Source organism: Pseudomonas sp. GW823-FHT02F05, from assembly GCF_058797315.1.
In genome coordinates this window covers 462881-489442 of the sequence record NZ_JBXAJM010000001.1, presented here as the reverse complement: position 1 = coordinate 489442, position 26562 = coordinate 462881, and the positions used below count along the sequence as shown (strand labels likewise).

At 61.8% G+C, this 26562-nt stretch carries 20 protein-coding genes and 1 riboswitch; of the genes, 16 read left to right on the top strand and 4 right to left on the bottom strand.

What is annotated here, in order from left to right; genetic code table 11:
• The first annotated feature begins 13 nt into the window (after positions 1-13).
• Positions 14-213, top strand: a riboswitch (cobalamin riboswitch).
• Positions 214-306: 93 nt separating this feature from the next.
• The 4 genes from cobW to AC1RAC_RS02200 all read left to right on the top strand — a co-directional run bounded on the left by cobW (position 307) and on the right by AC1RAC_RS02200 (position 6946).
• Positions 307-1368, top strand: a complete 1062-nt coding sequence (gene cobW, locus AC1RAC_RS02215; RefSeq protein ID WP_054920821.1) for a cobalamin biosynthesis protein CobW — start codon at positions 307-309, stop codon at positions 1366-1368.
• A 2-nt stretch (positions 1369-1370) separates the two neighbouring features.
• Positions 1371-5132: a cobaltochelatase subunit CobN gene (cobN, locus tag AC1RAC_RS02210; protein ID WP_492616095.1), complete on the top strand. Its 3762-nt coding sequence runs from the start codon at positions 1371-1373 to the stop codon at positions 5130-5132.
• A 153-nt stretch (positions 5133-5285) separates the two neighbouring features.
• The gene (locus AC1RAC_RS02205) at positions 5286-6290 is read left to right on the top strand and encodes a magnesium chelatase ATPase subunit I (RefSeq protein ID WP_492616094.1); all 1005 of its coding nucleotides are present in this window, start codon (positions 5286-5288) and stop codon (positions 6288-6290) included.
• Between the two features lie 53 nt (positions 6291-6343).
• Positions 6344-6946, top strand: a complete 603-nt coding sequence (locus tag AC1RAC_RS02200; RefSeq protein WP_492616093.1) for a vWA domain-containing protein — start codon at positions 6344-6346, stop codon at positions 6944-6946.
• Between the two features lie 168 nt (positions 6947-7114).
• Here AC1RAC_RS02200 and AC1RAC_RS02195 read toward each other — a convergent pair whose 3' ends face one another.
• Complete coding sequence (locus AC1RAC_RS02195; protein WP_492616092.1) at positions 7115-8062, bottom strand: DUF1853 family protein; 948 nt, start codon at positions 8060-8062, stop codon at positions 7115-7117.
• Positions 8063-8206: 144 nt separating this feature from the next.
• Between AC1RAC_RS02195 and AC1RAC_RS02190 the strand changes: the two genes are divergently transcribed.
• From AC1RAC_RS02190 to pepN, 6 genes are read left to right on the top strand one after another with little or no spacing between them, the layout of a single operon-like run.
• On the top strand, positions 8207-9097 hold the full coding sequence (locus AC1RAC_RS02190; RefSeq protein WP_003217892.1) for an NAD(+) kinase: 891 nt from the start codon (positions 8207-8209) through the stop codon (positions 9095-9097).
• Positions 9094-10068 (top strand): metallophosphoesterase, encoded by a 975-nt coding sequence (locus AC1RAC_RS02185; RefSeq protein ID WP_161793215.1) that lies wholly within the window; start codon positions 9094-9096, stop codon positions 10066-10068. The genes AC1RAC_RS02190 and AC1RAC_RS02185 overlap by 4 nt, the downstream gene beginning before the upstream one ends.
• Positions 10065-10934, top strand: a complete 870-nt coding sequence (locus tag AC1RAC_RS02180; protein ID WP_072448435.1) for a rhomboid family intramembrane serine protease — start codon at positions 10065-10067, stop codon at positions 10932-10934. The genes AC1RAC_RS02185 and AC1RAC_RS02180 overlap by 4 nt, the downstream gene beginning before the upstream one ends.
• Positions 10935-10948: 14 nt before the next feature.
• Positions 10949-11209 carry a YeaC family protein gene (locus tag AC1RAC_RS02175; protein ID WP_005788688.1) on the top strand — a complete coding sequence of 87 codons (261 nt, stop codon included), beginning with the start codon at positions 10949-10951 and terminating at the stop codon, positions 11207-11209.
• The gene (locus AC1RAC_RS02170) at positions 11206-12036 is read left to right on the top strand and encodes a DUF2797 domain-containing protein (protein ID WP_003190752.1); all 831 of its coding nucleotides are present in this window, start codon (positions 11206-11208) and stop codon (positions 12034-12036) included. The genes AC1RAC_RS02175 and AC1RAC_RS02170 overlap by 4 nt, the downstream gene beginning before the upstream one ends.
• 13 nt (positions 12037-12049) lie before the next feature.
• On the top strand, positions 12050-14707 hold the full coding sequence (gene pepN / locus AC1RAC_RS02165) for an aminopeptidase N (protein WP_492616091.1): 2658 nt from the start codon (positions 12050-12052) through the stop codon (positions 14705-14707).
• A 137-nt stretch (positions 14708-14844) separates the two neighbouring features.
• Here pepN and AC1RAC_RS02160 read toward each other — a convergent pair whose 3' ends face one another.
• From AC1RAC_RS02160 to AC1RAC_RS02150, 3 genes are read right to left on the bottom strand one after another with little or no spacing between them, the layout of a single operon-like run.
• The gene (locus AC1RAC_RS02160) at positions 14845-15687 is read right to left on the bottom strand and encodes a metal-dependent hydrolase (RefSeq protein WP_034126050.1); all 843 of its coding nucleotides are present in this window, start codon (positions 15685-15687) and stop codon (positions 14845-14847) included.
• Positions 15688-15702: 15 nt separating this feature from the next.
• A complete protein-coding gene (locus tag AC1RAC_RS02155; RefSeq protein WP_492616090.1) occupies positions 15703-16593 on the bottom strand; it encodes an SDR family NAD(P)-dependent oxidoreductase in 891 nt (296 codons plus the stop codon).
• On the bottom strand, positions 16590-18128 hold the full coding sequence (locus AC1RAC_RS02150) for a flavin-containing monooxygenase (RefSeq protein WP_492616089.1): 1539 nt from the start codon (positions 18126-18128) through the stop codon (positions 16590-16592). The genes AC1RAC_RS02155 and AC1RAC_RS02150 overlap by 4 nt, the downstream gene beginning before the upstream one ends.
• 286 nt (positions 18129-18414) lie before the next feature.
• Between AC1RAC_RS02150 and AC1RAC_RS02145 the strand changes: the two genes are divergently transcribed.
• From AC1RAC_RS02145 to AC1RAC_RS02120, 6 genes are all read left to right on the top strand, one after another.
• On the top strand, positions 18415-19413 hold the full coding sequence (locus AC1RAC_RS02145; RefSeq protein WP_054897524.1) for an alpha/beta fold hydrolase: 999 nt from the start codon (positions 18415-18417) through the stop codon (positions 19411-19413).
• Positions 19414-19720: 307 nt separating this feature from the next.
• A complete protein-coding gene (locus tag AC1RAC_RS02140) occupies positions 19721-21001 on the top strand; it encodes an alkane 1-monooxygenase (RefSeq protein WP_072448440.1) in 1281 nt (426 codons plus the stop codon).
• Positions 21002-21126: 125 nt separating this feature from the next.
• Complete coding sequence (gene praA, locus AC1RAC_RS02135) at positions 21127-21621, top strand: alkane oxidation protein activator PraA (RefSeq protein ID WP_014718292.1); 495 nt, start codon at positions 21127-21129, stop codon at positions 21619-21621.
• A gap of 134 nt (positions 21622-21755) precedes the next feature.
• Complete coding sequence (gene praB, locus AC1RAC_RS02130) at positions 21756-22241, top strand: alkane oxidation protein activator PraB (protein ID WP_014718293.1); 486 nt, start codon at positions 21756-21758, stop codon at positions 22239-22241.
• A 142-nt stretch (positions 22242-22383) separates the two neighbouring features.
• Entirely contained in the window at positions 22384-23829 is a 1446-nt protein-coding gene (locus AC1RAC_RS02125) for an outer membrane protein transport protein (RefSeq protein ID WP_492616088.1), read from the top strand.
• A 213-nt stretch (positions 23830-24042) separates the two neighbouring features.
• Positions 24043-26553, top strand: coding sequence for an acyl-CoA dehydrogenase (locus AC1RAC_RS02120; RefSeq protein ID WP_492616087.1), 2511 nt, complete (start codon positions 24043-24045; stop codon positions 26551-26553).
• Positions 26554-26562: the final 9 nt, after the last annotated feature.

Below are 26562 nucleotides of genomic sequence, written 5' to 3'. Positions count from 1 at the left end.
GCTGCAAGCCACTGTAGCCTTGCACCTTCGAGGTTCTTCGGCCCAGGCCGAAGCTAAGAAGGGAACGCGGTTCAAGCCGCGGCTGCCCCCGCAACTGTGAAGGGTTCAGTTGACTGCCACGCCACTGCCGATAGGGCGGGAAGGCGCAGTCAGCGTTGGTCGCAAGACCTGCACACCCCAAGCCAGGAGACCTGCCTCGCAACCGATTTTCCAATTCAACCGGGCGGGGTGATCCGGTGACGAAATCCGCTGCTGCGCGCTGCCGCAGGGCCTGTCGTCCCGTATGCCCGCCCCAAAGGGCATCCGATGAAAACACTGGCCAAACTCCCCGTCACCATCGTTACCGGCTTCCTTGGCTCGGGCAAAACCACGCTGTTGCGCCATATGCTCGACAACGCCCAGGGCCGTCGCATTGCGGTGATCGTCAACGAGTTCGGCGAGCTGGGCATCGACGGTGAAATCCTCAAGCAGTGTTCTATCGGTTGCACCGAAGAAGAGGCCAATGGCCGCGTCTACGAGCTGGCCAACGGTTGCCTGTGCTGCACCGTGCAGGAAGAGTTCTTTCCGGTGATGCGCGAACTGGTCGCCCGTCGCGGTGACCTGGACCATATCCTCATCGAAACCTCGGGCCTGGCCCTGCCCAAGCCGTTGGTGCAAGCCTTCCAGTGGCCGGAAATCCGCAGCGCCTGTACCGTTGACGCGGTGATCACCGTAGTCGACAGCCCAGCCGTGGCCGCCGGTACCTTTGCCGCCTTCCCGGACCAGGTCGACGCCCAGCGCAAACTCGACCCTAACCTGGACCACGAATCACCCTTGCACGAACTGTTCGCCGACCAACTGGCCAGCGCTGACCTGGTGATCCTCAACAAATCCGACCTGATCAGCGCCGAAGACCTGGCCCGCGTGCGCCTGGAAGTCGCCGAAGAACTGCCGCCCGCGGTGAAGATCATCGAAGCCAGCAGCGGTCGTCTGCCCCTGGACGTGCTGATCGGCCTGGGCGCCGGTTCCGAAGAGCATATCGACGGGCGTCACAGCCATCACGACCATCACCACGAGGGTGAAGACGACCACGATCACGATGCCTTTGACTCCATCTCCATCGACTTGCCCCAAGCCGATGAGGCGCTGCTGCTCGACGCCCTGACCCAATTGGTGGTGCAGCACGGCATCCTGCGGGTGAAAGGTTTCGCCGCGATCCCCAACAAACCGATGCGCCTGCTGATCCAGGGTGTGGGCACGCGCTTTGACAAACACTTCGACCGTGCCTGGGGCGCTGACGAAGCACGCACCACGCGCCTGGTGCTGATCGGCCAGGAACTGGACGCCGCTGGCCTCGAAGCGCAATTGCGCGCTGCCCTCAGCGTTTAACCATGCACCTGCTCAGGACCCAACCCGGTGGTTTCGTCGCGGACGACAATATTGCCGACCTTGGCCAGACCCCCGCTGAACTGGTGATCCTGTGCAGCGGCGACTCCAGCCTGGCGCTGCTCGCCGAAGCCGCCCAGCAATTGCCCGAGGATTACCCCAGCCTGCGCCTGGCCAACCCGATGCAGGTGCAGAACCATGCCTCGGTCGACCTGTACGTGGACGAGGTATTGCGCCACGCCAAGGTCATCCTGCTGTCATTGCACGGCGGTATCGGGTATTGGCGCTACGGCATCGAGCGCCTGGTGGAGTTGGCCGAACGCGGCGTCACCCTGATCCTGGTGCCGGGTGACGACCGTCCGGACCCGGAACTCAGCGGCCTGAGCACTGTTGCTGCCGAACACCGCGAGCGCCTGTGGCACTTCCTGCGCCAAGGTGGCCTGGGCAATGCCCTGGATTTTTATCACTGCCTGGCCAGTGCCCACCTGGGCCGCGACTATTCCTGGGCCGAGCCGCAAGCGCTGCCGCGCACGGCGATCTATCACCCGCACAACGCCAATGCCCGCCTCAATGACTGGCAGGCCGATTGGCAGCCCGATTGGCCTGTGGCTGCGGTGCTGTTCTACCGCTCCCATTTACAGGCTGCCAATACCGGTTTTATTGATGTGTTCTGCCAGCGCTTACAGGCGGCGGGCCTCAACCCCTTGCCTATCGCGGTGGCCAGTTTGAAAGAACCCGGCTGCCTCTCGGTGGTCGAGGACCTGTTGGATGACGTGCAAGCCGCGGTAATTCTGAACACCACCGGCTTTGCCCAATCGAGCCCGGAAGCGCCGCATTTGCGCCCGTTTCGCCGCAATATCCCGGTAATCCAGGCGATCTGCGCCCAGGACAACCAACCCGGCTGGCAGGCCAGCGAACAAGGCCTGGGGCCCCGCGACCTGGCGATGCACATTGCCTTGCCGGAGCTTGACGGGCGCATCATCAGCCGGCCGATCAGTTTCAAGGACCTGGCCTGGCGCAGCGAGCGCAGCCAGTCGGACGTGGTGTGCTACCGCGCAGCGCCCGAACGCATGGATTTTGTCGCTGAGCTGGCACGCCGTTGGGTCGAGTTGGCGCGGGTGCCCAATGCCGAGAAACGGATTGCGTTGATCCTCGCCAACTACCCGACCCGCGACGGTCGCATCGGCAACGGCGTAGGCTTGGACACCCCTGCGGCAGCGCTGAATATCCTGCGCGCCTTGCAAGCCGAGGGCTACCCGGTGGCGGAGCGGCTGCCCGACAGCGGCACCGCGCTGATCCATGAACTGCTCGGCGGCGTCACCAACGATCTCGACAGCCTCGACCTGCGCCCCTGCCATCAAAGCCTGAGCCTTGTGGAATACCAGGCGATGTTTGATCGTTTGCCGGCCTCCAATCGCCAGGCCGTGCTGGAGCGTTGGGGCGCGCCGCAAAACGATCCGATGTGCCGCGATGGCCGCTTGATGGTCGCCGGCCTGCGCCTGGGCCTGACCTTTGTCGGCATCCAGCCGGCCCGGGGTTACCAGGTAGATGCCAGCGCGGTGTACCACGACCCGGACCTGGTGCCGCCCCATGGCTACCTGGCGTTCTATTTCTGGCTACGCCATACCTACCGCGCCCACGGCGTGATCCATGTGGGCAAGCACGGCAACCTGGAGTGGCTGCCCGGCAAAGGCGTGGGCCTGTCGGAGCACTGCTGGCCGGATGCATTGCTGGGGCCGCTGCCGAATGTCTACCCGTTTATCGTCAACGACCCGGGTGAGGGCGCCCAGGCCAAGCGGCGCACCCAGGCGGTGATCATCGACCACCTGATGCCACCGCTGACCCGCGCCGAAACCTACGGCCCGCTGCGTGACCTTGAGTTATTGGCCGACGAATATTACGAGGCGCAATTGCTCGACCCGCGCCGTGCGCTGGAGCTGCAAAAAGACATCCTCAAGCTGGTGCGCGAAACCCGTATCGACCAGGAGCTTGAACTGGGCAGTGAGGCGGACGCGGCGGTGTGGCTGCCGCGCCTGGATACCTACCTGTGCGACTTGAAGGAATCGCAGATCCGCGATGGCCTGCATATCTTTGGCGAGTCGCCCGAGGGCCGTTTGCGTATCGACACCTTGCTGGCGCTGTTGCGCATTCCCCGTGGCGATGGCCGGGGCCCGCAGTCGAGTCTGCTGCGTGTGTTGGCCAAGGCATTCGACCTGGGGTTTGATCCGCTCGATTGTGCACTGGCCGAGCCCTGGACGGGGCGGCGCCCGTTGGTGTTGCAGAAGATTGACGATCAGCTGTGGCGTACGGCCGGGGATACCCGTGAACGTCTGGAGTTGTACGCGGCGCGCTTGATCGAGCAGGCGTTGGAAGGCCCCATCGAACAGTTGGAAGAGCCCGGCTGGCAGGAGGTGAAGTCGGTGATCGAAAGCCTGCGCATTGTCGTCGCGCCACGCCTGGATGCATGCGGCCCCGCAGAGATGCGCGGCTTGCTCGATGCCTTGAATGGGCGTTTCGTCCCGGCCGGGCCCAGCGGTGCGCCGAGTCGCGGTCGGCTGGATGTGCTGCCTACGGGGCGTAACTTCTTTACCGTGGACGTACGCAACCTGCCAACCACCACGGCGTGGCGTCTCGGTTTCCAGTCGGCCAACCTGATTCTTGAGCGGCACCTGCAAGACCATGGCGACCACCTGCGCCAGCTCGGCCTGTCGGTATGGGGCACCGCGACCATGCGCACCGGCGGTGACGATATCGCCCAGGCCATGGCGCTGATGGGCGTGCGCCCGGTATGGGCCACTGGCAGTCAGCGGGTGGACGATTTCGAGATCCTGCCGATCAGCTTATTGGACCGTCCGCGTGTGGACGTGACCCTGCGCGTGTCCGGGTTCTTCCGCGATGCGTTTGCCAACCTGATCCGCCTGTTCGATGCGGCGGTGCAGGCGGTGGCGGCCCTGGATGAACCCGACGACATGAACCCGCTGGCCGCCAAAGTGCGCAGTGAACGCCAAGCATTGCTTGAGGCGGGCCTGGATGAAGGTGCCGCGGCCAAGCAGGCCGGCTGGCGCATTTTCGGTGCCAAACCGGGTGCCTATGGCGCAGGCGTGCAGGGCGCGATTGACGGGCGCTTGTGGCAGAGCCGCGAGGACTTGGCCGAGGTCTACCTGAACTGGGGTGGCTACGCCTACGGGGGGGTTGACGAAGGCACTGCGGCCCGCGAGCAATTTGCCCAGCGTTTGAGCCAGGTGCAGGCGGTGTTGCAGAACCAGGACAATCGCGAGCACGACTTGCTCGACTCCAACGACTACTACCAATTCCAGGGCGGCATGCTGGCCGCCGTGGAAACCCTGAGCGGCGAAAAGGCCGCCAGCTACCATGGCGACCACAGCCAGCCGGACGTGCCGAAAATCCGCACCTTGAAGGAAGAGCTCAACCGGGTGATCCGTTCCCGTGCGGCCAACCCCAAGTGGATCGAAGGTGTGAAGCGCCATGGCTATAAAGGCGCGTTTGAAATGGCCGCGACTGTGGACAACCTGTTCGCCTTCGACGCTACCACCGCGCTGATTGACGATCACCAATACGCCTTGCTCGCCGATGCCTACCTGTTGGACCCTGACACCCGTGCCTTTGTGCAACAGCACAACCCCGATGCCCTGCGCGACATGACCGAGCGCATGCTCGAAGCCCAGCAACGTGGCTTGTGGCAGGCACCGGGGGCGTACCGCGAAGCCTTGGAAAACCTGTTGCTGGACATAGAAGAAGACAGCTGAGTGATCATTCCCGCGCTCCGCTGATCGTTCCCACGCTCTGCGTGGGAATGCAGCCCGTGACGCTCTGCGTCACAAGAACGGACGCCGAGCGTCCAGCTAAGCGTTCCCACGCGGGAGCGTTGGAACGAGCTATTAAGTAGAAGAAGACAGCTGATGACTGATACTCCCCATTTCCCGCTGTCCGCCGTGGTCGGCGCCGACGACTTGAAACTGGCACTGTGCCTGGCCGCCATCGACCCGAAGATCGGCGGCGTGCTGATCGAAGGGCCACGCGGCATGGCCAAGTCGACCCTGGCCCGTGGGCTGGCAGACCTGCTGGCCAGCGGTCAGTTTGTAACCTTGCCCCTGGGGGCGACCGAAGAGCGCCTGGTCGGCACCCTGGACCTGGACGCAGCACTGGGCGAAGGCCGTGCGCAATTCTCCCCGGGTGTGTTGGCCAAGGCTGACGGCGGGGTGTTGTACGTGGATGAAGTCAACCTGCTGGCCGACCACTTGGTGGATCTGCTGTTGGACGTAGCCGCCAGCGGCACCAACCTGATCGAACGCGACGGGATTTCCCATCGCCATGCGGCGCGCTTTGTACTGATCGGCACCATGAACCCGGAGGAGGGCGAGTTGCGCCCGCAGTTGCTCGACCGCTTCGGCTTCAACGTGGCCTTGAGCGGGCAGACTCTGCCCGCCGAGCGCGGGCAGATCATCCGGCGTCGCCTGGATTTCGACACTGACCCGGCAGCGTTCTGCGCGCAGTGGGCGCCAGCGCAAGCTGCCTTGCGCGAACGCTGCACCCTGGCACGGGCACGGCTAGACAGTATCGCCCTGGATGACCAGGCGTTGTCCCGCATCACCGAGCGCTGCTTTGCCGCAGGGGTCGACGGCCTGCGTGCCGACCTGGTCTGGTTGCGTGGCGCCCGTGCCCATGCGGCTTGGCGTGGCGCCGCTGCTATCGAGCAGGAAGATATCGACGCGGTGGCGGAGTTCGCCTTGCGCCATCGCCGCCAGCAGCAAACCCCGGCAGGCGCGCCGCCCCAGCCGGATGACGGGCCGTCATCGTCACCCTCTGATACCTCGCCCGGCCAAGGCCAGTGGGGCGATATGCCCGCACCCGCCTTGCCCACGGGCGCCCGCCGCGATGTACCCACCTGGCCAAAAAAGCTCTAGGCATCCGCCTCCGAGCTGACACGGGGGCGGATGCCCGGCCCCAGGCGGGGCGATTGAACACTGGCCGGCAGGGCAAGGCCCGCAGCGCACAGCGCGGGGCGATCAATTGGCCGGGCACGTTGCTGGGTGGGCGGCCGCAATGCCGTGAGGACCTGCTGTTCCACCTGCGCAGCCGGTCGGCTCCCGAACTGTGGTTGGTGATAGTCGATGCCTCGGCGTCTACGCGGCGCCATGGGGCATTGACCGATGCCAAGGGGTTGTTGGCCCAGCTGTTTGACGACGCTTATCGGCAACGGGCGCGCATGGCGTTATTGACGGCCAGCGGGCAATCGCCGAAGTGGCAGGTGCAAGGTTTGAAGGCGGCGAAAGGCTTGTCCGATTGGTTGGAGCAGTTGGGGGCGGGCGGGGGCACGCCGTTGCTGGCTGCGCTGACCGAGGCGGGGCATTGGTTGGCGGCGCGACGCAAGCGCTATCCCGCCGAGCAACAGAAGCTACTGGTGGTGACCGATGGGAGGCTCAAGGCGATTGGTGCGCTGCCGCGATTGGAGTGTCCAGGCATGTTGATTGACATCGAGCGTGGGCCGATCAGGTTGGGGCGGGCTGAGGAATTGGCGGTGGGGTTGCAGTTGGAGTATCAGCACATCGATAAGCTGTAGCGCCTGGGCTATCGCCATCGCAGGCAAGCCAGCTCCCACATGGAATCGGCGCTGCGGTCAATTCTGTAGGAGCGAGCTTGCTCGCTCCTACAAAAGGCAAGCCAGCGGCGCGGTCAAACTGTGGGAGCTGGCTTGCCTGCGATTAGGCCCTCAAACACCCCACACCTATCAGCCTGTCCCCGGCACATTCGGCCAAAGATCAGCCACCAGAAACAACCGCTCGGCTTCCTCCCACTCCTCACCGTTCGGCACCATGCGCACCAGCAACTGCGCCGGGGCCATTGGGTCTAGCTCTGCCAGCCAACCTTGCATCTGCACCTCACTCCACACTTCATCGGCCGGGTAATGCGCGGGCGCCAGCCAGGCATGGCGGGGCAGGGGTTGCCAGCGGCCCGCCGGGCGGGTGCTGACAAAGTCTGTCCAGTCGCGCTGATGCAACCAGCGCCCACGCAGATGCTGCGGGTGTGCGCCTAGGGGGGAGAGCGCCGCGCCGGGCCAGGGGTAGAGCAGATAGCCACCGAGCCACAAGTGCGCATCGAACGCTTGGATATCCAGCGCCGCCAATGCCTCGCGGCTTTCTGCCCGCGCGGAGATTGGCAATTGATGCTCGGCCAGATGCGCGAGTTTGCGGTCCAGCCGATCATGGCAGCCAGGCCCCAGCCATTGCGTAGCGTCCTGGCCGTTGCCGTCCTGCGGGCCGAGGTAGAGTTTGATCGCCAGTTCCAGGTGGTGCACCCCATCGCGGTCGCGCAGCAGCATGTCCAGTTCGCCCAGCGTGTGCCCGGCACGGCGGATCGGCAGGTTGGCGGCCAGCAACTCCACACCCGGCGCCTGCTGCACCGCAAATTGCCACAAGCGCTCGTAGTACAGGCCCAGGCGCCGGGTACGTGACAGGCTCAGCCACTGCTGCAACGCGCTGCTGTCCTGGTCCAGATGGCGTAGCCAGGCTTCGAGTTGGTGAGGGGCTTGCACCCAGTCACTGCCCGCCAGCGGATGGCGCTGCGGCCAAGGCGTCTGCGCCAGCATCGGCGGCGCGAGCATCACCCACGCCAGGTCGCGCACCTCGGGATGGCGCAGTTGGCGGGGCAGGGTGTGCAAGTCGGGGAATGGGGTCATGGTCCGAGCATAGCCTTTTCAGCGCGCAGAAGGTGCCTGAGAACCATTGTCATCAAGGCTTGGCGGCGACAAAGGATTTTGCCTGAGACGGCCTTTCGCCCATAATCGCTCTTTTTGCCTCACCCCAGATCCCGCAGGAGCCCCATGGAGCAATTTCGCAATATCGGCATTATCGGTCGCCTGGGCAGTACCCAGGTGTTGGACACCGTCCGCCGGCTGAAGAAGTTTCTGCTCGAGCGCCACCTGCATGTGATCCTCGAAGACACCATCGCTGAAATCCTCCCCGGCCACGGCCTGCAAACCTCGTCGCGCAAGATGCTCGGCGAGGTGTGCGACATGGTCATCGTGGTCGGTGGCGATGGCAGCCTGCTCGGCGCTGCCCGGGCACTGGCGCGGCATAACGTGCCGGTGCTGGGCATCAACCGTGGCAGCCTGGGCTTTCTGACCGATATACGCCCCGATGAGCTGGAAGTCGAAGTGGCCAAGGTGCTCGACGGCCATTACCTGGTGGAGAACCGCTTCCTGCTGCAGGCCGAAGTGCGCCGCCATGGCGAGGCGATCGGCCAGGGCGATGCCCTCAACGATGTGGTGCTGCACCCGGGCAAATCCACGCGGATGATTGAGTTCGAACTGTATATCGACGGCCAGTTCGTGTGCAGCCAGAAGGCTGACGGCCTGATCGTCGCCACGCCTACCGGCTCAACCGCGTATGCGCTGTCGGCGGGAGGCCCGATCATGCATCCCAAGCTCGATGCCATTGTGATCGTGCCGATGTACCCCCATATGTTGTCCAGTCGGCCAATTGTGGTCGATGGCAACAGTGAGCTGAAAATCGTGGTGTCCAAAGACATGCAAATCTACCCGCAAGTCTCCTGCGACGGGCAGAACCATTTCACCTGCGCCCCCGGTGACACCATCACCGTGAGCAAGAAGGCACAGAAGTTGCGCTTGATCCACCCGCTGGATCACAACTACTACGAAGTGTGCCGCACCAAGTTGGGCTGGGGCAGCCGCTTGGGAGGTGGAGGCGACTGATGCTCGATCCCGCGCGTAGCTACGACCTGATTGGTGACGTGCACGGTTGCGCTCATACCCTTGAGCACTTGCTCGACCAATTGGGTTACCACAAGCAGGGCGGCACTTGGCGCCATCCGTCACGCATGGCTGTGTTCCTGGGCGATATCATCGACCGTGGCCCACGCATCCGTGAGGCGCTGCATATCGTCCACGATATGACCGAGGCCGGCCAGGCGCTGTGCATCATGGGTAACCACGAGTTCAATGCGTTGGGCTGGACCACGCCGGCCCCGCCGGGCAGTGGCAAGCAGTTCGTGCGTGAGCACAACCCGCGCCACGCCCGCTTGATCCAAGAGACCCTGACGCAGTTCGAACACCACCCGGCCGACTGGCACGACTTCCTCGGCTGGTTCTACGACATGCCGCTGTTTGTCGACGCCGGGCGTTTTCGCGTAGTGCACGCGTGCTGGGACGACAGTTTTATCCAGCCGCTGCGCGCCACCTTCCCGGACGGCTGCATCGACCAACACTTCCTGCAAGCCGCCGCCGTACCGGGCAGTTTTGCCTGCAATGCATTCGATCGCCTGTTGCGCGGCACCGATATGCGCCTGCCCGATGGGCTCACCCTGACCGGTGGCGATGGCCTGACGCGGTCGTTCTTTCGCACCAAGTTCTGGGAAGACGACCCCAAGACCTACGGCGACATCGTGTTCCAGCCCGACGCCTTGCCAGAGCCGGTGGCACGCACGCCATTGTCGTCCACGCAAAAGAATTCCCTGCTGCGCTATGGCGTCGATGAACCGCTGTTGTTCGTCGGCCACTACTGGCGCAGCGGCAAACCGGCGCCGATCCGCCCGAACCTGGCCTGCCTGGACTACAGCGCGGTGCTGTACGGCAAGCTGGTGGCGTATCGGCTGGACCAGGAAACCCAGCTGGATCCGCGTAAATTCGTATGGGTCGACGTTGAGCGACCAGAGGCCATTCCATGAGTACCGTAGCTGTATTGCGCTTGCCCCTGAGCGTTGACCTGGGTGGTTTCGTCAAGTTGCTGCACCGCATGCAGGTGCCGCACCGCGTCAGCGAGGAGGCCGGTGAACAGGTGCTGTGGGTGCCCGAGGCCATCAGCGACGATGTGCGCGTGTTGTATCAACGCTTCCCCGCTGGCGACCCCGACCAGCAACTGGATATTCCCGAGCAGGCGCCGGTTGCGCGGCCAGGCTTTGTCCAGCAGGTGCGCCACAGCCCAGTCACCGCACTGGTGCTGTTGGCCAGCCTGATTGTGGGTGCGGTGACCCTGCTGGGTGAAAACCTGCAAGCCATGGCCTGGCTGACCTTCCTGCCGTTCCGGGTGCTGGGCGAGTACATCCAGTTCACACCGTTGGCCGACACGCTGGCCTCGGGGCAGTGGTGGCGCCTGGTCACGCCGATGCTCATCCACTTCGGCATCCTGCATCTGGCCATGAACGGCATGTGGTACTGGGAGCTGGGTCGGCGCATTGAAGCGCGCCAGGGCAGCATCAACCTGCTGGGCCTGACCCTGTTGTTCAGCCTGGTCTCCAACTACGCGCAATACGCCTACGGTGGCCCCGGCTTGTTTGGCGGTTTGTCCGGCGTGTTGTACGGCCTGCTCGGGCACTGCTGGATCTTTCAGTTATTGTCGCCCAACCCGGCCTATCGCCTGCCCCGTGGGGTGCTGGTGATGATGCTGGTGTGGTTGCTGCTCTGCCTGTCGGGGCTGGTCTCGATGATCGGTTTCGGCGAAATCGCCAACGCGGCCCATGTGGGCGGGTTGGTCATCGGTTGCTTGACGGGTTTGCTCGGTGGTTTGTACAACCGTCGCAAAGCGTCTCTTTGATAAGGAAGAGCCTTATGTCCTCTTTTGCTGAAATGATCGAAAACATCACCCCGGACATCTACGAGAGCCTCAAGCTCGCGGTAGAGATCGGCAAATGGTCCGATGGCCGCAAGCTCACCGCCGAGCAGCGCGAATTGTCGTTGCAAGCGATGATCGCCTGGGAGATCCAGAACCTGCCCGAAGAGCAGCGCACCGGCTATATGGGCCCGCAGGAGTGCGCGTCCAAGTCAGAACCGGTGGCGAACATCCTGTTCAAGTCGGATGCGATCCATTGATTGAAATTGGTCGCGGTGCAGTCAGCAAAATGTCGGCGCAACTCGGTGAGCCGACCGTTCAATACGCCTTTCGCCTGGGCGACACCGAGGTGCCGGTCAATCCGTTGATCGGCACCCATGTACGCCTGGAATACCTGGGCGCGATTCATTGCAGCCATTGCGGGCGCAAGACCAAGACCAGCTTCAGCCAGGGCTATTGCTACCCGTGCATGACCAAGCTGGCCCAGTGTGACCTGTGCATCATGAGCCCCGAGCGTTGCCATTACGACGCCGGCACCTGCCGCGATCCGGGTTGGGGCGAGACATTCTGCATGACCGACCACGTGGTGTACCTGGCCAACTCGTCGGGGATCAAGGTCGGCATTACCCGTGCTACGCAGTTGCCCACCCGTTGGCTGGACCAGGGCGCCAGCCAGGCGCTGCCGATCATGCGCGTGGCGACGCGCCAGCAATCGGGCTTCGTCGAAGATCTGTTTCGCAGCCAGGTGGCCGACAAGACCAACTGGCGTGCCTTGCTCAAGGGCGACGCGCAATCGGTGGACCTCAAGCAGGTGCGTGATGAGCTGTTTGCCTCTTGCGCCGAGGGCTTGCTGGGTTTGCAGGAACGCTTTGGCCTGCAAGCCATCCAAACCATTGCCGACATCGAGCCGATTGAAATCCGCTACCCGGTCGAGCAGTATCCGACCAAGATCGTCAGCTTCAACCTGGACAAGAACCCGATTGCCGAAGGCACGCTGCTGGGGATCAAGGGCCAATACCTGATCTTCGATACCGGCGTTATCAATATTCGTAAATACACGGCCTACCAGCTCGCCGTGCATCAGTAGAAGGATCCCAAGCATGCGCACCGAACAACCGAAGATGATTTACCTGAAGGACTATCAGGCACCGGACTACCTGATCGACGAGACGCACCTGACCTTCGAGTTGTTCGAGGACCACAGCCTGGTCCACGCGCAGTTGGTGATGCGCCGCAACCCCGAGCGCGGCGCCGGTTTGCCGCCATTGGTGCTCGATGGCCAGCAACTTGAGCTGTTGAGTGTCAACCTGGCCGACCAGCCGTTGTCGGACGCTGACTACCAGCTGACCGACAGCCACCTGACCGTGCAGCCCAAGAGTGAGACCTTCACCCTCGACACCACCGTCAAGATCCACCCGGAAACCAACACCGCCCTGGAAGGCTTGTACAAATCCAGCGGTATGTTCTGCACCCAGTGCGAGGCCGAAGGTTTCCGCAAGATCACCTATTACCTCGACCGCCCGGACGTGATGAGCGTGTTCACCACCACGGTGATCGCCGAGCAGCACAGCTATCCGGTGCTGTTGTCCAACGGCAACCCGATCGCCAGCGGCCCCGGTGAAGACGGCCGGCACTGGGCGACCTGGGAAGACCCGTTCAAGAAGCCGGCGTACCTGTTTGCGCTGGTGGCCGGAGACCTGTGGTGCGTCGAAGACAGCTTCACCACCATGACCAACCGCGAAGTCGCGTTGCGCATCTACGTCGAGCCGGAAAATATCGACAAGTGCCAGCACGCCATGACCAGCCTGAAAAAATCCATGCGCTGGGACGAAGAAACCTATGGTCGCGAGTACGACCTCGACATCTTTATGATCGTGGCGGTCAACGATTTCAACATGGGCGCCATGGAGAACAAGGGCCTTAACATCTTCAATTCCAGCGCCGTGCTGGCCCGCGCCGAAACCGCTACCGATGCCGCCCACCAGCGCGTCGAAGCCATCGTCGCCCACGAATACTTCCATAACTGGTCGGGCAACCGCGTGACCTGCCGCGACTGGTTCCAACTGTCGCTCAAGGAAGGCTTCACCGTGTTCCGTGACTCGGGCTTCTCTGCCGACATGAACTCGGCCACGGTCAAACGCATCCAGGACGTGGCGTACCTGCGTACCCACCAGTTCGCTGAAGATGCCGGCCCCATGGCCCACGCCGTGCGCCCGGACAGCTTTATCGAGATCTCCAACTTCTACACCCTGACCGTGTATGAAAAGGGCTCGGAAGTGGTCGGCATGATCCACACCTTGCTCGGTGCCGAGGGCTTTCGCAAAGGCAGCGACCTGTATTTCGAACGCCATGACGGCCAGGCCGTGACCTGCGACGACTTCATCAAGGCCATGGAAGACGCCAATGGCGCCGACCTCAGCCAGTTCAAGCGCTGGTACAGCCAGGCAGGTACCCCGCGCCTGGCGGTAAGCGAGGCCTACGATGCGGCGGCCAAGACCTACAGCCTGACCTTCCGCCAGAGCTGCCCGCCGACTCCGGACAAGGTCGAGAAACTGCCCTTTGTGATCCCGGTGGAGCTGGGCTTGCTGGACGGGCAGGGCGCCGGCATTGCCTTGCGCCTGGCCGGTGAAGCGACAGCGGGCGACACTTCGCGGGTAGTCTCGGTGACCGAAGCGGAGCAGACGTTTACCTTCGTCGACATCGCTGAAAAACCCTTGCCTTCGTTGCTGCGTGGTTTCTCGGCGCCGGTGAAGCTCAGCTTCCCCTACAGCCGCGATCAACTGATGTTCCTGATGCAGCACGACAGCGACGGTTTCAACCGCTGGGATGCTGGCCAGCAGTTGGCTGTGCAGGTATTGCAGGAACTGATCGGCCAACACCAGGCTGGCCAGCCGCTGAAGCTTGATCAGCGCTTGATCGACGCGCTGCGCACGGTGTTGAGCGATGAAAGCCTGGACCAGGCCATGGTCGCCGAAATGCTCTCGCTGCCGAGCGAAGCCTATCTCACGGAAATCAGCGAAGTGGCGGATGTGGATGCCATCCACGCTGCCCGCGAGTTTGCCCGCAAGCAACTGGCCGACAACCTGTTCGAAGGCTTGTGGCTGCGCTACCAGGCCAACCGCGAGCTGTCCAAGCAAACGCCTTACGTGGCAGAGGCCGAGCACTTCGCCCGCCGTGCGCTGCAGAACATCGCGCTGTCTTACTTGATGCTCAGCGGCAAGCCAGAAGTATTGGCGGCCACCCTGGATCAGTTCGACACCAGCGATAACATGACCGAACGCCTGACGGCGTTGGCGGTGTTGGTGAACTCGCCGTTCGAAGCAGAGAAAGCCCAGGCCTTGGCGGTGTTTGCCGAAAACTTCAAGGACAACCCGCTGGTCATGGACCAATGGTTCAGCGTACAGGCCGGCAGCACCTTGCCGGGCGGGCTGGCACGGGTCAAGGCGTTGATGGAGCACCCGGCGTTCACCATCAAGAACCCCAACAAGGTGCGCGCGCTGGTGGGCGCATTTGCCGGGCAGAACCTGATCAACTTCCATGCGGCGGATGGCTCGGGCTACCGTTTCCTGGCGGACCTGGTGATCCAGCTCAATACGTTGAACCCGCAGATCGCCTCGCGCCAACTGGCGCCGCTGACACGCTGGCGTAAATACGACAGCGCACGGCAGGCGCTGATGAAAGCGGAGCTGGAGCGCATCCTGGGTGCGGGTGAGCTGTCCAGCGATGTGTTTGAGGTGGTCAGCAAGAGCCTGGCGTAAACCTCATTGCTTTATGTAGGAGCGAGCTTGCTCGCGAGGAACTCACAGGCGCCGCGTTCATTCAGGAAGCACGCGTCATCGTTGACGTTTTTCGCGAGCAAGCTCGCTCCTACAGGCGGCAGGATTGATCCCTGGCACTAGGCCGATTCATAGCTGCGGCGCGTGCGCTCTATCTCTTCGACCAACCGGTCAATGCCCGCCAACCGTGCTCGGTTGTCATGATCCCAAGGATGAAAGCCCGGCTTGAAATAATGCAGCCACGGCCGGAACATCCGTGGAAACACCCCCTTGGGCCCATACAAGAACTTCACCATGCGCCACAAGCCCTTCAGCGTGCCGCCCGAAGTGCGGTCGGCAATCAACAGGCGCACGTGAAAATCCAGCACCACCACCCAGAACAGCACGCTGGTGGTCAGCATGGTCCCCGTGCGCAGCAGGTAACGTGCAGGCCCTGGTTTGATCACCCTGTTCCACACATCGAACGCCACGGCTTTGTGTTCGGTTTCTTCCAGGGCGTGCCAGTACCACATCTGCTGGTAACCCTTGAGTGAGTCGCCAAAGCGCGACGGGTCGCTCAGCAGGATTTCGGCGAGCATGGCGGTGTAGTGTTCCAGGGCGATGGTCACCGCCAGGTTGAACGACGGCGGCAGGTGTTTTTTCTGCAGGTCGAGGAAGAACTTCAAGCGTCGGTCAAGGGTGTGCGCCGGCAGGCCGGCCGCTTGCAGCAAGTCGTTATACGCCACGTGTTCACGGCTGTGCATGGCCTCCTGGCCGATAAACCCCTGGATCTCTTTTTTCAGTTCGGCATCATCGATCTGCCCACGGTAGTGGCGCACGCTGTCCATGAAGAACAGCTCGCCCTGGGGAAACAGCAACGACAGGGCATTGAAGAAATGGCTGACCACAGGCCCTTGTTCGTGCCAGTTCTTGATGCGCTCGGCAGGCAAGGCAAAACGGATATCGCGACGGATCGGCAGCATGGTGCGTTCTCCTGTTCAGAGTCGAGGCTCGTCGTTGGTTTCAAACACCGGCGTGCGCGGCTTGGGCGCCATGCGCTTGCTGGCGAACACCACCAGAGCCTGATAGGCCGCCGGCAGGCAACGGGCGAGCAGGTCGAGGAAATAGGCATCGCGGCCAATCAGCACGCGACGCTTGTTTTTGCGTACGCCTTGCAGGATCACTTTGGCGGCCTGGTCAGCGTCGGTAGTGAAGAGTTTTTCGAAATCGGCGCGGGCTTGTTGCTCGCTGTGGATGAGAAAGCCGGTCATGTTCGCGTCGATGCGGCTGCTGCGGCAGATGTCGGTACGAATGCCACCGGGGTGTACACAGGTGGCCGACACGCCGCAGCGTTGCAGGTCGAGTTCCTGGCGCAAGGCTTCGGTGAAGCCGCGTACCGCGAACTTTGTAGCGTTGTAGCCGCTCATGCCGGGCTGGGCGAACAGGCCGAACACGCTGGACGTATTGATGATATGCCCGTCGCCGCTGGCCTTGAGGTACGGCAGGAATGCCTTGGTGCCATGCACCACTCCCCAGAAGTTGATGCCGACGATCCATTCCAGGTCGGCGTAATCCACGCCTTCGACGGTGCTCGACAGCGCCACCCCGGCATTATTGAAGACCAGGTTGACCTTGCCGTGCTCGGCCGCGCAGCGTGCTGCCCAATCGTGCATGGCCTGGCGGTCGGACACGTCCAGCACTTGGGTGGTGACAGTGACGGGCGACAAGGTCGAGGTGCGGATCAGCGCCAGGGTCTGTTCCAGGCCCTGGCTGTTTTTGTCTGCCAGCGCCAGATGACACCCTTCCCGCGCCAGGGCCAGGGCCAATGAGCGGCCCATGCCGGAAGCCGCGCCGGTGATCGCCGCAACGCGGCCGTTGAATGACTTCATGACAGGCTGCCTTCTGTGGTGGAGTGGGGCGTTGCAACCGCTCGCGGCAGGGCGGGCGCCGGCGCCTGGCTGACGCTGTAGTCTTTGAGGGCAAAATGCCGGGTGACCTGCTTGAAGCGCCAGGTCGAACCGGGCCACAGCGTGGTGTTCTTGCCGGTGCGCGGGTCGAGGTACCAGCTCTGGCAGCCGCCGGTGTTCCAGATGGTGCGCTTGAGCTTGTCCTGCAACTGCTGGTTGTAGGCGTGCTCCACGGCGGGTTTGACCTCTACCGTGGTAAGGCGCTGGCGCTGCATGTGTTTCAGGGCGTCGAGGATGTACGCGACCTGAGCCTCGATCATCAGGATCATCGAGTTATGCCCCAGGCCGGTGTTGGGGCCCACGATCAGAAACAGGTTCGGGTAGCCCGGCACGGTGGTGCCTTTGTAGGCATGGGCGCCATCGCGCCAGGCATCCATCAGGTCGATGCCGTCACGGCCGATGATGCAGCCACGGGGCAACGGGTCGCTGGCCTGGAAACCCGTGCCGAAGATCAGGCAATCGGCGGGGTGCTTGATACCGTCGGCGGTAATCACGCCGTCGGCTTCGATGCGCAGTACGCTGTCGGTGACCACCTCGACATTGCTGCGCGAGAGTGCCGGGTAGTAATCGTTGGAGATCAACACCCGCTTGCAGCCGATGGTGTAGTCCGGCGTCAGGGTTTTGCGCAGGGAAGGGCGGGCCACTTGTTTGCGCAGATGACGCAGGGCAATTTTCTGCACCATTTTCATCAGGCGTGGATGCAGGGCAAAGCCCACCACACGGCCTTCCAGCGCCCAGTAAAGCGTAGCGCGCACCAGCTTCTGGGTGAGCGGTACATGCTTGAACAACCAGCGCTCGGCAGCGGAAATCGGCCGATCAGGCTTGGGCATGATCCACGGCGGTGTGCGCTGGAACAGGTCCAGGTGCGCTACCTGCGGGGCGATCTGCGGCACGAACTGGATGGCGCTGGCACCGGTGCCGATCACCGCCACGCGCTTGCCCTTCAAGGAATACTCCTGATCCCACTGCTGGGAGTGAAAGCGCTTGCCCCTGAAGCTGTCCAACCCTGGGATATCCGGCATTGCCGGGCGCGACAAGCCCCCCATTCCCGACACCAGCACCCGTGCGCTGATGTGGCGGCCGTTACTGAAGGTCAGCTGCCAGCGCTGCTGCTGTTCATCAAACACCGCACGTTGCAGGCCCATGCCAAAGCGCAGGTAGGGCGCCAGTTCGAAGCGCCTGGCGCAGTCTTCCAGATAGGCGCGAATCTCGGGTTGCGCCGCGAACTGTCGCGTCCAGTTTGGGTTGGGCGCAAAGGAAAACGAATACACGTGGGACTGCACGTCGCAGGCGCAACCTGGGTAGTGGTTGTCGCGCCACGTACCGCCGAGGGTCTCGGCCTGTTCGGCAATAAAGAAGTCGGTGAGCCCGGTTTCCTTGAGTTTGATCGCCATGCACAGGCCCGCGAACCCGGAGCCAATGATGGCGATGTCGATTGAGTCGCTGGGGGCATTCATAGGGCTGCCTCGTCAATAAAACGCTTGGGCATCGGATGTGCTCCTGTTTTTGTTTTGTCTTTTAGATAGAACACCATTGCAAAGGAAAATTGAATTATTTATTTTAAAAAAGATTTTAAATAATCTACCTGAAAAATTCGCCTACGCTAGGACCTTGTTGCGCATGAGCGATTTGTCCGACGGATGAACGTGGTATGCATGAAGTGAGGTCCAGGGCGTGGACGATGGCTGGGGCCAGATCAATTCCGGTCGGGTCGCCAGCAGCAGGGAAGCAGAGGACCGAGCTATGGCTGTCGAATGGGTTGTCGCTGCGGGAGTGCTGGCAGGCGCCAGTGCTGCGTTGTGGGGCTTGAGTGCCTGGATGACGCGGCGCATTGAAGCGACTGTGCCGATCAACGGGCGTTTCGTCGAGGTGGATGGCGAGCGCTTTCATTATGTCGAAGAGGGCAAGGGCCCGCCGCTGGTGATGATTCACGGGCTGATGGGCAGTAGTCGCAACCTGACCTATGCCTTGTCCGGTCAGTTGCGTGAGCATTTTCGGGTCATCAGCCTCGACCGGCCGGGCTCAGGCTATTCCACCCGGCACAGCGGCACGCCGGCAGACTTGCCGGCCCAGGCGCGACAAATCGCGGCCTTCATCAATACGCTGGATCTGGGTAAACCGCTGGTACTGGGGCACTCCCTGGGCGGCGCGATTGCCCTGGCGCTGGCCCTCGACCATCCCCATGCCGTATCCGGGCTGGTGCTGGTTGCGCCCTTGACTCACCCCCAACGCATGCTGCCGCTGGTGTTTCTGTCTCTGGCGGTGCGCCCGGCCTGGCTACGGCGCTGGGTGGCCCACACCTTGACCCTACCCATCGGCCTGCTGACCAAAGACTCGGTGGTGAAGGGCGTATTTGCCCCCGATCCTGCGCCGCCGGACTTCGCCACCCGTGGCGGCGGTTTGTTGGGCATGCGACCCGACAATTTCTACGCAGCGTCCACCGAGATCAACCGGGTCAACGACCACCTGCCGGAGATGGTCAAGCGCTACTCCCGATTGACCCTGCCCATCGGCCTGATCTACGGGGCGCAGGACAAGGTGCTCGACTTCCAGAAACACGGCCAGGCCCTGGCCAGCAAGGTGCCAGGGCTGAAAATGCAGGTGATCGAAGGCCGTGGGCATATGTTGCCGATCACCGCCACCGAGCGCGTGGCGGCGCTGGTGGAGCAGGTGGCCAAGCGGGCTCGACCCGGCGAGAGCGTCCGGCCGATAAACCCACCTGTCGCCCTGGCGAGCCAGTAACAGTGCCACTTGACTGCGGCGCCTGGCGTTGACGCCTGCCCCTGAGTACCTGACCAAACGGCTGAAAAGAGACTGCTCGGTCACGGAAAAAAGGGCTGGAGAAACTAGTTGACGACCTAACGATTCCGCGCTATTTATTTAAAAAAATTATTTCAATGTGTAATTTGAAATTATTTTTGAAATGCCTAAGAGCGAATAAAATAATGAAAAAAACGCCTTTTATCGCATGGTTGATTTCCCGGAGCAGTCAATGCTCCGTATACCTGTCGTCTGCCTCGTTGCCCACCGAATGCGTTCGGAGGCTGCCATGAACCAGACTCTGGCAGCCCCGCATGTCTGGGCCGACGGCAAACGCCACCTGTGGTGGCTCGGCATCATGCCGCTGGCGACGCCCTTGCTCTCCGGCGCCCTTGCCATCACCACAGGCGTGCAACAACTGTGGTGGGTGGGCGTACTCGTGATCTTCGGCCTGATCCCGCTGATTGACGGCCTGCTCGGCGAAGACGTCAGCAACCCGCCCGAATCTGCGGTCAGCCACCTTGAGTCCCAACGCTACTACCGCTGGATCGTCTACACCGGCGTGCTGTTTGTGATTGCCTCGGTGGTCATCACCGGTTGGCTCGCTGCGGGCGGTATAGACTGGATCATCAACGGCGGCCTGTTGCACGCCACGGCCACCCTGGAACCCTCGAACTGGCTGGCCAGGACCGCCGCGTTCATCACCGCCCGCACTGAACTTCACGGTGCAGTCAGCTGGTTGACTTATGTGGGCATGGCCATGTCCACCGGTGCCGCCACCGGTATTGCCATCAATACCGCCCATGAACTGGGGCACAAACCCAAACCCCTGGAAGTGTTCCTGGCCAAGGTCACCCTGGCGCCGACCTTCTACGGCCACTTCTACACCGAACATAACCGTGGCCATCACGTACGGGTCGCCACTCCGGAAGACCCAGCCAGCTCGCGCCTCGGTGAAAGTTTCTGGGCATTCCTGCCGCGTTCGGTGTGGTTCAGCGCTGTGTCGGCCTGGAACCTGGAGCGCGAACGCCTGCGCAAACTCGGCCTGCCGGCCCTGCACTGGAAGAACGCCGTGCTCAGCGCCTGGATGTACAGCGTGGTGTTGTGGGGCGCGATGATTGCCTGGCTGGGGGCGGCGGTAATTCCGTTCCTGATTATCCAGGGCATCTACGGGTTCTCGTTGCTGGAAGTGGTGAACTACGTCGAGCATTACGGCCTCAAGCGTCAGAAGTTGCCCAATGGCCGTTATGAACGCTGCTCACCGCGTCATTCGTGGAACAGTAATCGAATTGTCACCAATATCTTTCTGTTCCAGTTGCAGCGCCACTCCGATCACCATGCCAACCCCACCCGTAGTTATCAGTCGCTGCGTCACTTTGATGAATCACCGCAACTTCCGTATGGCTACGCCAGCATGATTGTCTGGGCTTATGTGCCGTACTTGTGGCGGCGTCGCATGGACCATCGTGTACTGAATCACTATGCCGGCGATATCAACCTGACCAATCTTCAGCCGTCAAAGCGTTTGAAGTACCTGGAGAAGTACAGCGGTAGTGCCAAGCCGTTTTGAGATGAAGTAAGCCTTCAGGGTGCACTCGGGATCTGTGTACCGCGCAGGTCCTTGTCGCCCGGCGTTTTGAGTGCAAGAACCTGGTTTGACCCTACAACAATAATTTCAAGGGAAGGACGTACACCATGCAAAGTTCTGCCAAGTTCACCGCCCACATCCTGTTGGCGGCCATGGGCCTGATTGCTTACCACCAGGCCCAGGCTGCGCGTATCGAACCCGCTGGCAGTGCCTTCACCGCCCAAGGGCCTATCAGCTTTTCCAAAGGCAAGCTCATCAGTGCCGACTGCACCATCAAGGTAGCCGGCAAGGTTGCAGCCGATGGTTCATCGGTGAATGTCGACAAAGTCGAGTTCGACGGTGGCCTCAAGTGCAGCCGTGTCGAAGCCATCAACTTGCCTTGGGTGTTAATCGCCAAAGATACAAAAAGCGGCTCCATGTCGAAGATCAGCGTGGACGTGCATGCCTTTGGCCTGGGCGGCAAGTGTGGGCCGTCGACGGCCGACGGAACTTGGGATAACGCCACCGGCAAGTTGGAAGCCGCTGATGTTGCGATTGGCGAAGACTGCAAGATCAAGACGGTGTCGATCAAGATGCCGCCCAACTTCAAAGTTGTCGAATAACGCGTTCCGACTGTTGTAGCGGTAAATGCATTGAAATTTGGCTGGAAAGGGAAGTTCTGCAGTTTCACCGTGACCTCTCGATCATGGCCATTACCCCTGGCGAAATGAATCGCCATAACATGTGAGGAAAAACAATGAAAAGCTTGAAAACCCTCGTTTGTGCAACTTCGTTTGCTCTGTGCTTTGGTGCCGCCTCCATGGCGAGCGCGGCTTCCGTTTCTCCAGACGGTCCGTTCTCGACTAATGCCGGTACCATCGTGGTGAAGTCGCCCTCATCCTTTGGTGCGGCAGTGACTTGCGGCATTACCTTTACCGGCAACGTTAGCGGTGGCGTGGCTTCTATCAACGGTGCTTCCTTGACCGGCGGCGGCCTATGCGCACTGCCCACGCTGACTAACCTGCCTTGGGTTCTTACCGCTGCGACGGGCACCACCGGCACCGTGACCAACGTAGGCTACAAAATCTCCTCGATTCCGGCCACTAACTGCGGCCCTACCACCATTGCCGTGGCTTGGACTCCTGGTACCAAAACACTTTCGGCTACCAATCAGTCGCTGACCGGCAACTGCACTGTCGTATCGCTGAATGTTGTTGCCCCGACGCTGACGGTTAACCCGTAAGCATGTGACTCCAGAGGGCTGATCACCCGTTGAAAGGCCGATGCCTCATGCGAGGCATCGGTTGGGCAGGGTACTTACGGTCTGCCTACGGCCACACGACCCACCGGCAGGGGCCGGGCGAAATAATAATAAGGAGCAGCGCATGAATAACAAGAAACAACACGCTCACACGTTACTGGGGTTGGCGCTGTTGGGAGGCTTGATGACCACAGGAAATGTGCAGGCGGGCGGCTTCTCCACGCCAACCTACGGTGCGCCTGGCTGGGGGCGCGCGTTTGGTGGCGGTTCATTGTTCAAGAACGACCCCAGTGCCGCGTACAACAACCCGGCGGCCATGGCGTTCATCGATTCAACCATCGTGCAGCAGACCGTCGATTACGCCCGGATCAAGATCAAATATTCTGGCCAGGCGTATGACCATAACGGTAACCCGGTGACCAATACGCCGGTGCTGGATGATCAGGGCAACCTGGGCGATCCGACGCTGAATACGAATAATGGCGGCCAGGGTGGTTTCACCGCATGGCTACCTACTGGCTTTATGGTCATGCCCATCGGCGACCGTTTTGCTTTTGGCCTGAGCCAAGTCGTACCGCAAGGCATGAAAAGTACGTGGAACGAAAACTCTAAGCTGCGAGATTTCGCCGTTGACACCAAGATCGAGACCATTGGCCTGACAGGCTCCTTGTCATTCAAGGTCAATGATGAGTTTTCCGTCGGTGCCGGTGCCATCGTTCAACGTAGCCAAGGGAACGTCAGCCAGAACGTTGACCTGCTGGCTGCCGCGGATGTCTCTCCCGGTCTGGGAGGCACCGGTTTTCCGACCGGCGTCGGGCATTCCTTGATACGCGTGAAAGTCGACAATATCTCAGTGGGCTGGTTTGGCGGCGTGGTTTGGAAGCCGACGGCGCAAGACACGCTGGGCGTGAATTATCACGCCAAGATCAAAAACAAGATGACGGGCAAGTACGACGTTTATACAGACGCGATTGGCCGTAACGCGATGACCAACCCGATTGGTCCGAACGGCGAAACGCTGGTTGAAATGGCCTACCCTGGTCTCAAACTGTTCCCGGATGGCGCGCATGCCAGTGCTCAATTGGATATCCCGGCGACGGCGGCGATTGACTGGGTCCACCAGTTCAATGAGCGCTGGACGCTGGGCGTGAGTGCCCAGTGGACAGAGTGGTCCTCGTTCAAGGACCTCACGCTCAAGTCACAAGGCTCGACCATCGTTGCCATACCCTACAACTACAAGAACGCGTGGATGACTTCTATCGGCGGCGACTACAAAGCGACCGACGAACTCACCCTGCGTGCCGGCGTGGCTTACGACCAGACACCGACCCGAAACTCCACCCGTGACCCTCGGATCCCCGACGGGGATCGCTACTTCCTTGCGTTCGGTGCAGGTTATGACATCAAGGCGGTACCAGGCCTGTCGGTGGATGCCGCCTACTCGCACCAGTTTGTCGAAAAGGTCAATCTGAAGACCAAGAACGTTGACCGCCTTGGAGGCGCGCAGCTGGACGGCAAAGCTGAATCCTCAGGTGACGTGGTCAGCCTGTCGGCGACTTATAAGTTCTGAGGCGCGTGCAAGGCAGGGCACTCAGCGCATCTGGAGGCCTTGCCATGGCTGTTGTTTTCGGCGACGTGCGTTGATTCCTTCTTTCGTCAGGCTGACCCGGTCAGCCTATTTTTTCGGCAAGGAATTAAATAAAAATTTCAAAACAAAATTTGAATTAATGATTTGAAGTTTGTAGTGTGGTTTCACGTCCTGAATCAAGTAGAGGTCTCCCCCATGCTTATCTGGTTATTGGTGGGTATCGCAGCAGCGATTGCCCTGGCTTACCGACAAGCCGCTGCCGCCCTGTGGCTAAGCGCCGGCATCCTCTGGCTGGCGGTTGGTTACCTGTTCAACGCAGTGGCCGTGCCGGGCATTGCCTTGGCGGCAGTGCTGGTGGTGCTGCCCGCCTTGGTGCTGGCGATCAACCCCCTGCGCCGCAAACTGTTGACCACCAAGGCTCTGGGCCTGTTTCGCACGATCATGCCGGCGATGTCCGATACCGAGCGTGCGGCTATCGAGTCCGGCACCGTGTGGTGGGATGCCGAGCTGTTCAGCGGCAAGCCCGACTGGCAGCGCCTGCTGCAAGCCGCGCCGGCCAGCCTGAGCGCGGAGGAGCAAGCCTTCCTCGACAACGAAGTCGAAACCCTGTGCGACATCGCCAACGACTGGGAAACCACGCAGGTCTGGCAGGACATGTCCCCCGAAGGCTGGCAGTACACCAAGGATGCCGGGTTCCTCGGCATGATCATTCCCAAGCAGTACGGCGGCAAAGGCTTCTCCCACTACGCCCATTCCCAGGTGGTGATGAAGTTGTCGACACGCTGCTCGGCGGCAGCGATTTCGGTGATGGTCCCCAATTCCCTGGGCCCGGCCGAGCTGCTGCTGCATTACGGCACCGACGCCCAGCGCAACTACTACCTGCCGCGCCTGGCACGCGGTGACGACATTCCGTGTTTCGCCCTGACCAGCCCCTATGCCGGCTCGGATGCAGGCGCGATCCCCGACCTGGGCATTGTCTGCAAAGGCATGCATGAGGGCGAGGAAGTACTGGGTTTCAAAGTGACCTGGGACAAGCGCTACATCACCCTCGGCCCGATTGCCACGGTGCTGGGCCTGGCGTTCCGCGCCGAAGACCCGCAGGGCTTGCTTGGCGCGCCAGGTTCCCTGGGCATTACCTGTGCGTTGATCCCCACCTCCCATCCAGGGGTAAACAGCGGCCGGCGTCACTGGCCGTTGAATGCGGTTTTCCAGAATGGCCCAACCACCGGCAAGGATGTGTTCATTCCCTTGGAATGGGTGATCGGCGGCCGCGAACAAATCGGCAACGGTTGGCGCATGTTGATGGAATGCCTGGCGGCAGGTCGGGCGATTTCCCTACCTTCGGCCAACGTCGGCCTGGGTAAAGTGGCGGTGCGCGGTACCACAGCCTATGCGGCGATGCGCAAGCAATTCGGCCTGCCCATCGGCAAGTTCGAAGGTGTACAGGCGCCGCTGGCGCGCATGGCCGGGCATCTGTATGCCTGTGATGCGGTGCGCAAGGTGTCGGTGGCATCCCTGGACGCCGGCGAGAAACCGTCGGTGATCTCGGCCATTGCCAAGTACCACGTCACAGAGCGGGCGCGCATCATCGTCAACGACGGCATGGACATCGTCGCCGGCAAAGGCATTTGCATGGGCCCCAATAACTTCCTCGCCCGTGCCTACCAGCAAAGTCCCATCGCCATTACGGTGGAGGGCGCGAACATCATGACCCGATGCCTGATCATCTTTGGCCAGGGCTTGATTCGTTGCCATCCCTACGTGTTCCGCGAGATGGAGGCGGCGCACAACCCCGACCGGCGCAAGGCCTTGGAAGACTTCGACAGCGCAATGTTTGGCCATGTGAGTTTTGTCGTGGCCAACACCGTACGCGCAGCGGTGCATGCCCTGACCGGCGGGCGCCTGATCGCGGCGCCGGCCAAGACCGACCCGGCGCTGGCTGCCTACTACCGCCAGGCCAATCGGCTGTCGGTGGTGCTGGCGCTGATCTCGGATATTTCCATGGGCGTGCTGGGCGGTGCCCTCAAGCGCAAGGAAAGTATTACCGGGCGCCTGGGGGATATTTTGTCGCAGCTGTACATCCTGTCTTGCGTGCTCAAGCGCTTCGAGGATGACGGTAGGCCCCAGGCGGACTTGCCGCTGGTGCACTGGGCGGCCCAGGACGCCTTGTTGCGCGCCCACGAAGCCTTGGCCGAAGTGCTCGACAACTACCCTTCAAAACCCGCAGCAGCAGTAGTGCGCACCTTGAGCTTTCCGTTTGGCATCCCGCTGCGCAAACCGTCGGACCGCCTGTTGGCGCAGGTGGCGGAGGTGGTGCAGACCCCTGGCGAGACCCGCGACCGTTTGCTGGCCAACTCCTACATCCCACGTGCGGAAGTCGACAAGCTGGCCTACGGCGAATTGGGTTTCCGTTTGCTGCCCCAAGTGGAGCTGATCGAGGCGCGGCTCAAGCCCGCCATCAAGCAAGGTCTGCTCGGCCCGCTGCCGATTTCTGCCACGGCCTTCACCGATTGGCGCGTGAAGGCGCGGGCGCTGGATTTGATCAGCGACGACGAAGACGCCTTGCTGGCGCGCTATGTGGAATACGCCGACCACGGTATCCAGGTGGACGACTTTCCCCAGGACTTTGGTTTGCTGGAGGCTCTGCAGCAGCGTAAGCAGGCGCTCGAGCCGGTGGCCAAACGGCGCAGCGTCCCGGTCAATTAAGAGAAAACC

Coding starts and splice junctions, on each gene's coding strand:
- AC1RAC_RS02120 (WP_492616087.1), top strand. CDS start 24,043: ATGCTTATCTGGTTATTGGTGGGTATCGCAGCAGCGATTGCCCTGGCT.
- cobW (WP_054920821.1), top strand. CDS start 307: ATGAAAACACTGGCCAAACTCCCCGTCACCATCGTTACCGGCTTCCTT.
- AC1RAC_RS02175 (WP_005788688.1), top strand. CDS start 10,949: ATGTCCTCTTTTGCTGAAATGATCGAAAACATCACCCCGGACATCTAC.
- AC1RAC_RS02155 (WP_492616090.1), bottom strand. CDS start 16,593: ATGAAGTCATTCAACGGCCGCGTTGCGGCGATCACCGGCGCGGCTTCC.
- AC1RAC_RS02205 (WP_492616094.1), top strand. CDS start 5,286: ATGACTGATACTCCCCATTTCCCGCTGTCCGCCGTGGTCGGCGCCGAC.
- praB (WP_014718293.1), top strand. CDS start 21,756: ATGAAAAGCTTGAAAACCCTCGTTTGTGCAACTTCGTTTGCTCTGTGC.
- AC1RAC_RS02160 (WP_034126050.1), bottom strand. CDS start 15,687: ATGCTGCCGATCCGTCGCGATATCCGTTTTGCCTTGCCTGCCGAGCGC.
- AC1RAC_RS02150 (WP_492616089.1), bottom strand. CDS start 18,128: ATGAATGCCCCCAGCGACTCAATCGACATCGCCATCATTGGCTCCGGG.
- AC1RAC_RS02190 (WP_003217892.1), top strand. CDS start 8,207: ATGGAGCAATTTCGCAATATCGGCATTATCGGTCGCCTGGGCAGTACC.
- AC1RAC_RS02125 (WP_492616088.1), top strand. CDS start 22,384: ATGAATAACAAGAAACAACACGCTCACACGTTACTGGGGTTGGCGCTG.
- AC1RAC_RS02180 (WP_072448435.1), top strand. CDS start 10,065: ATGAGTACCGTAGCTGTATTGCGCTTGCCCCTGAGCGTTGACCTGGGT.
- praA (WP_014718292.1), top strand. CDS start 21,127: ATGCAAAGTTCTGCCAAGTTCACCGCCCACATCCTGTTGGCGGCCATG.
- AC1RAC_RS02195 (WP_492616092.1), bottom strand. CDS start 8,062: ATGACCCCATTCCCCGACTTGCACACCCTGCCCCGCCAACTGCGCCAT.
- cobN (WP_492616095.1), top strand. CDS start 1,371: ATGCACCTGCTCAGGACCCAACCCGGTGGTTTCGTCGCGGACGACAAT.
- pepN (WP_492616091.1), top strand. CDS start 12,050: ATGCGCACCGAACAACCGAAGATGATTTACCTGAAGGACTATCAGGCA.
- AC1RAC_RS02140 (WP_072448440.1), top strand. CDS start 19,721: ATGAACCAGACTCTGGCAGCCCCGCATGTCTGGGCCGACGGCAAACGC.
- AC1RAC_RS02145 (WP_054897524.1), top strand. CDS start 18,415: ATGGCTGTCGAATGGGTTGTCGCTGCGGGAGTGCTGGCAGGCGCCAGT.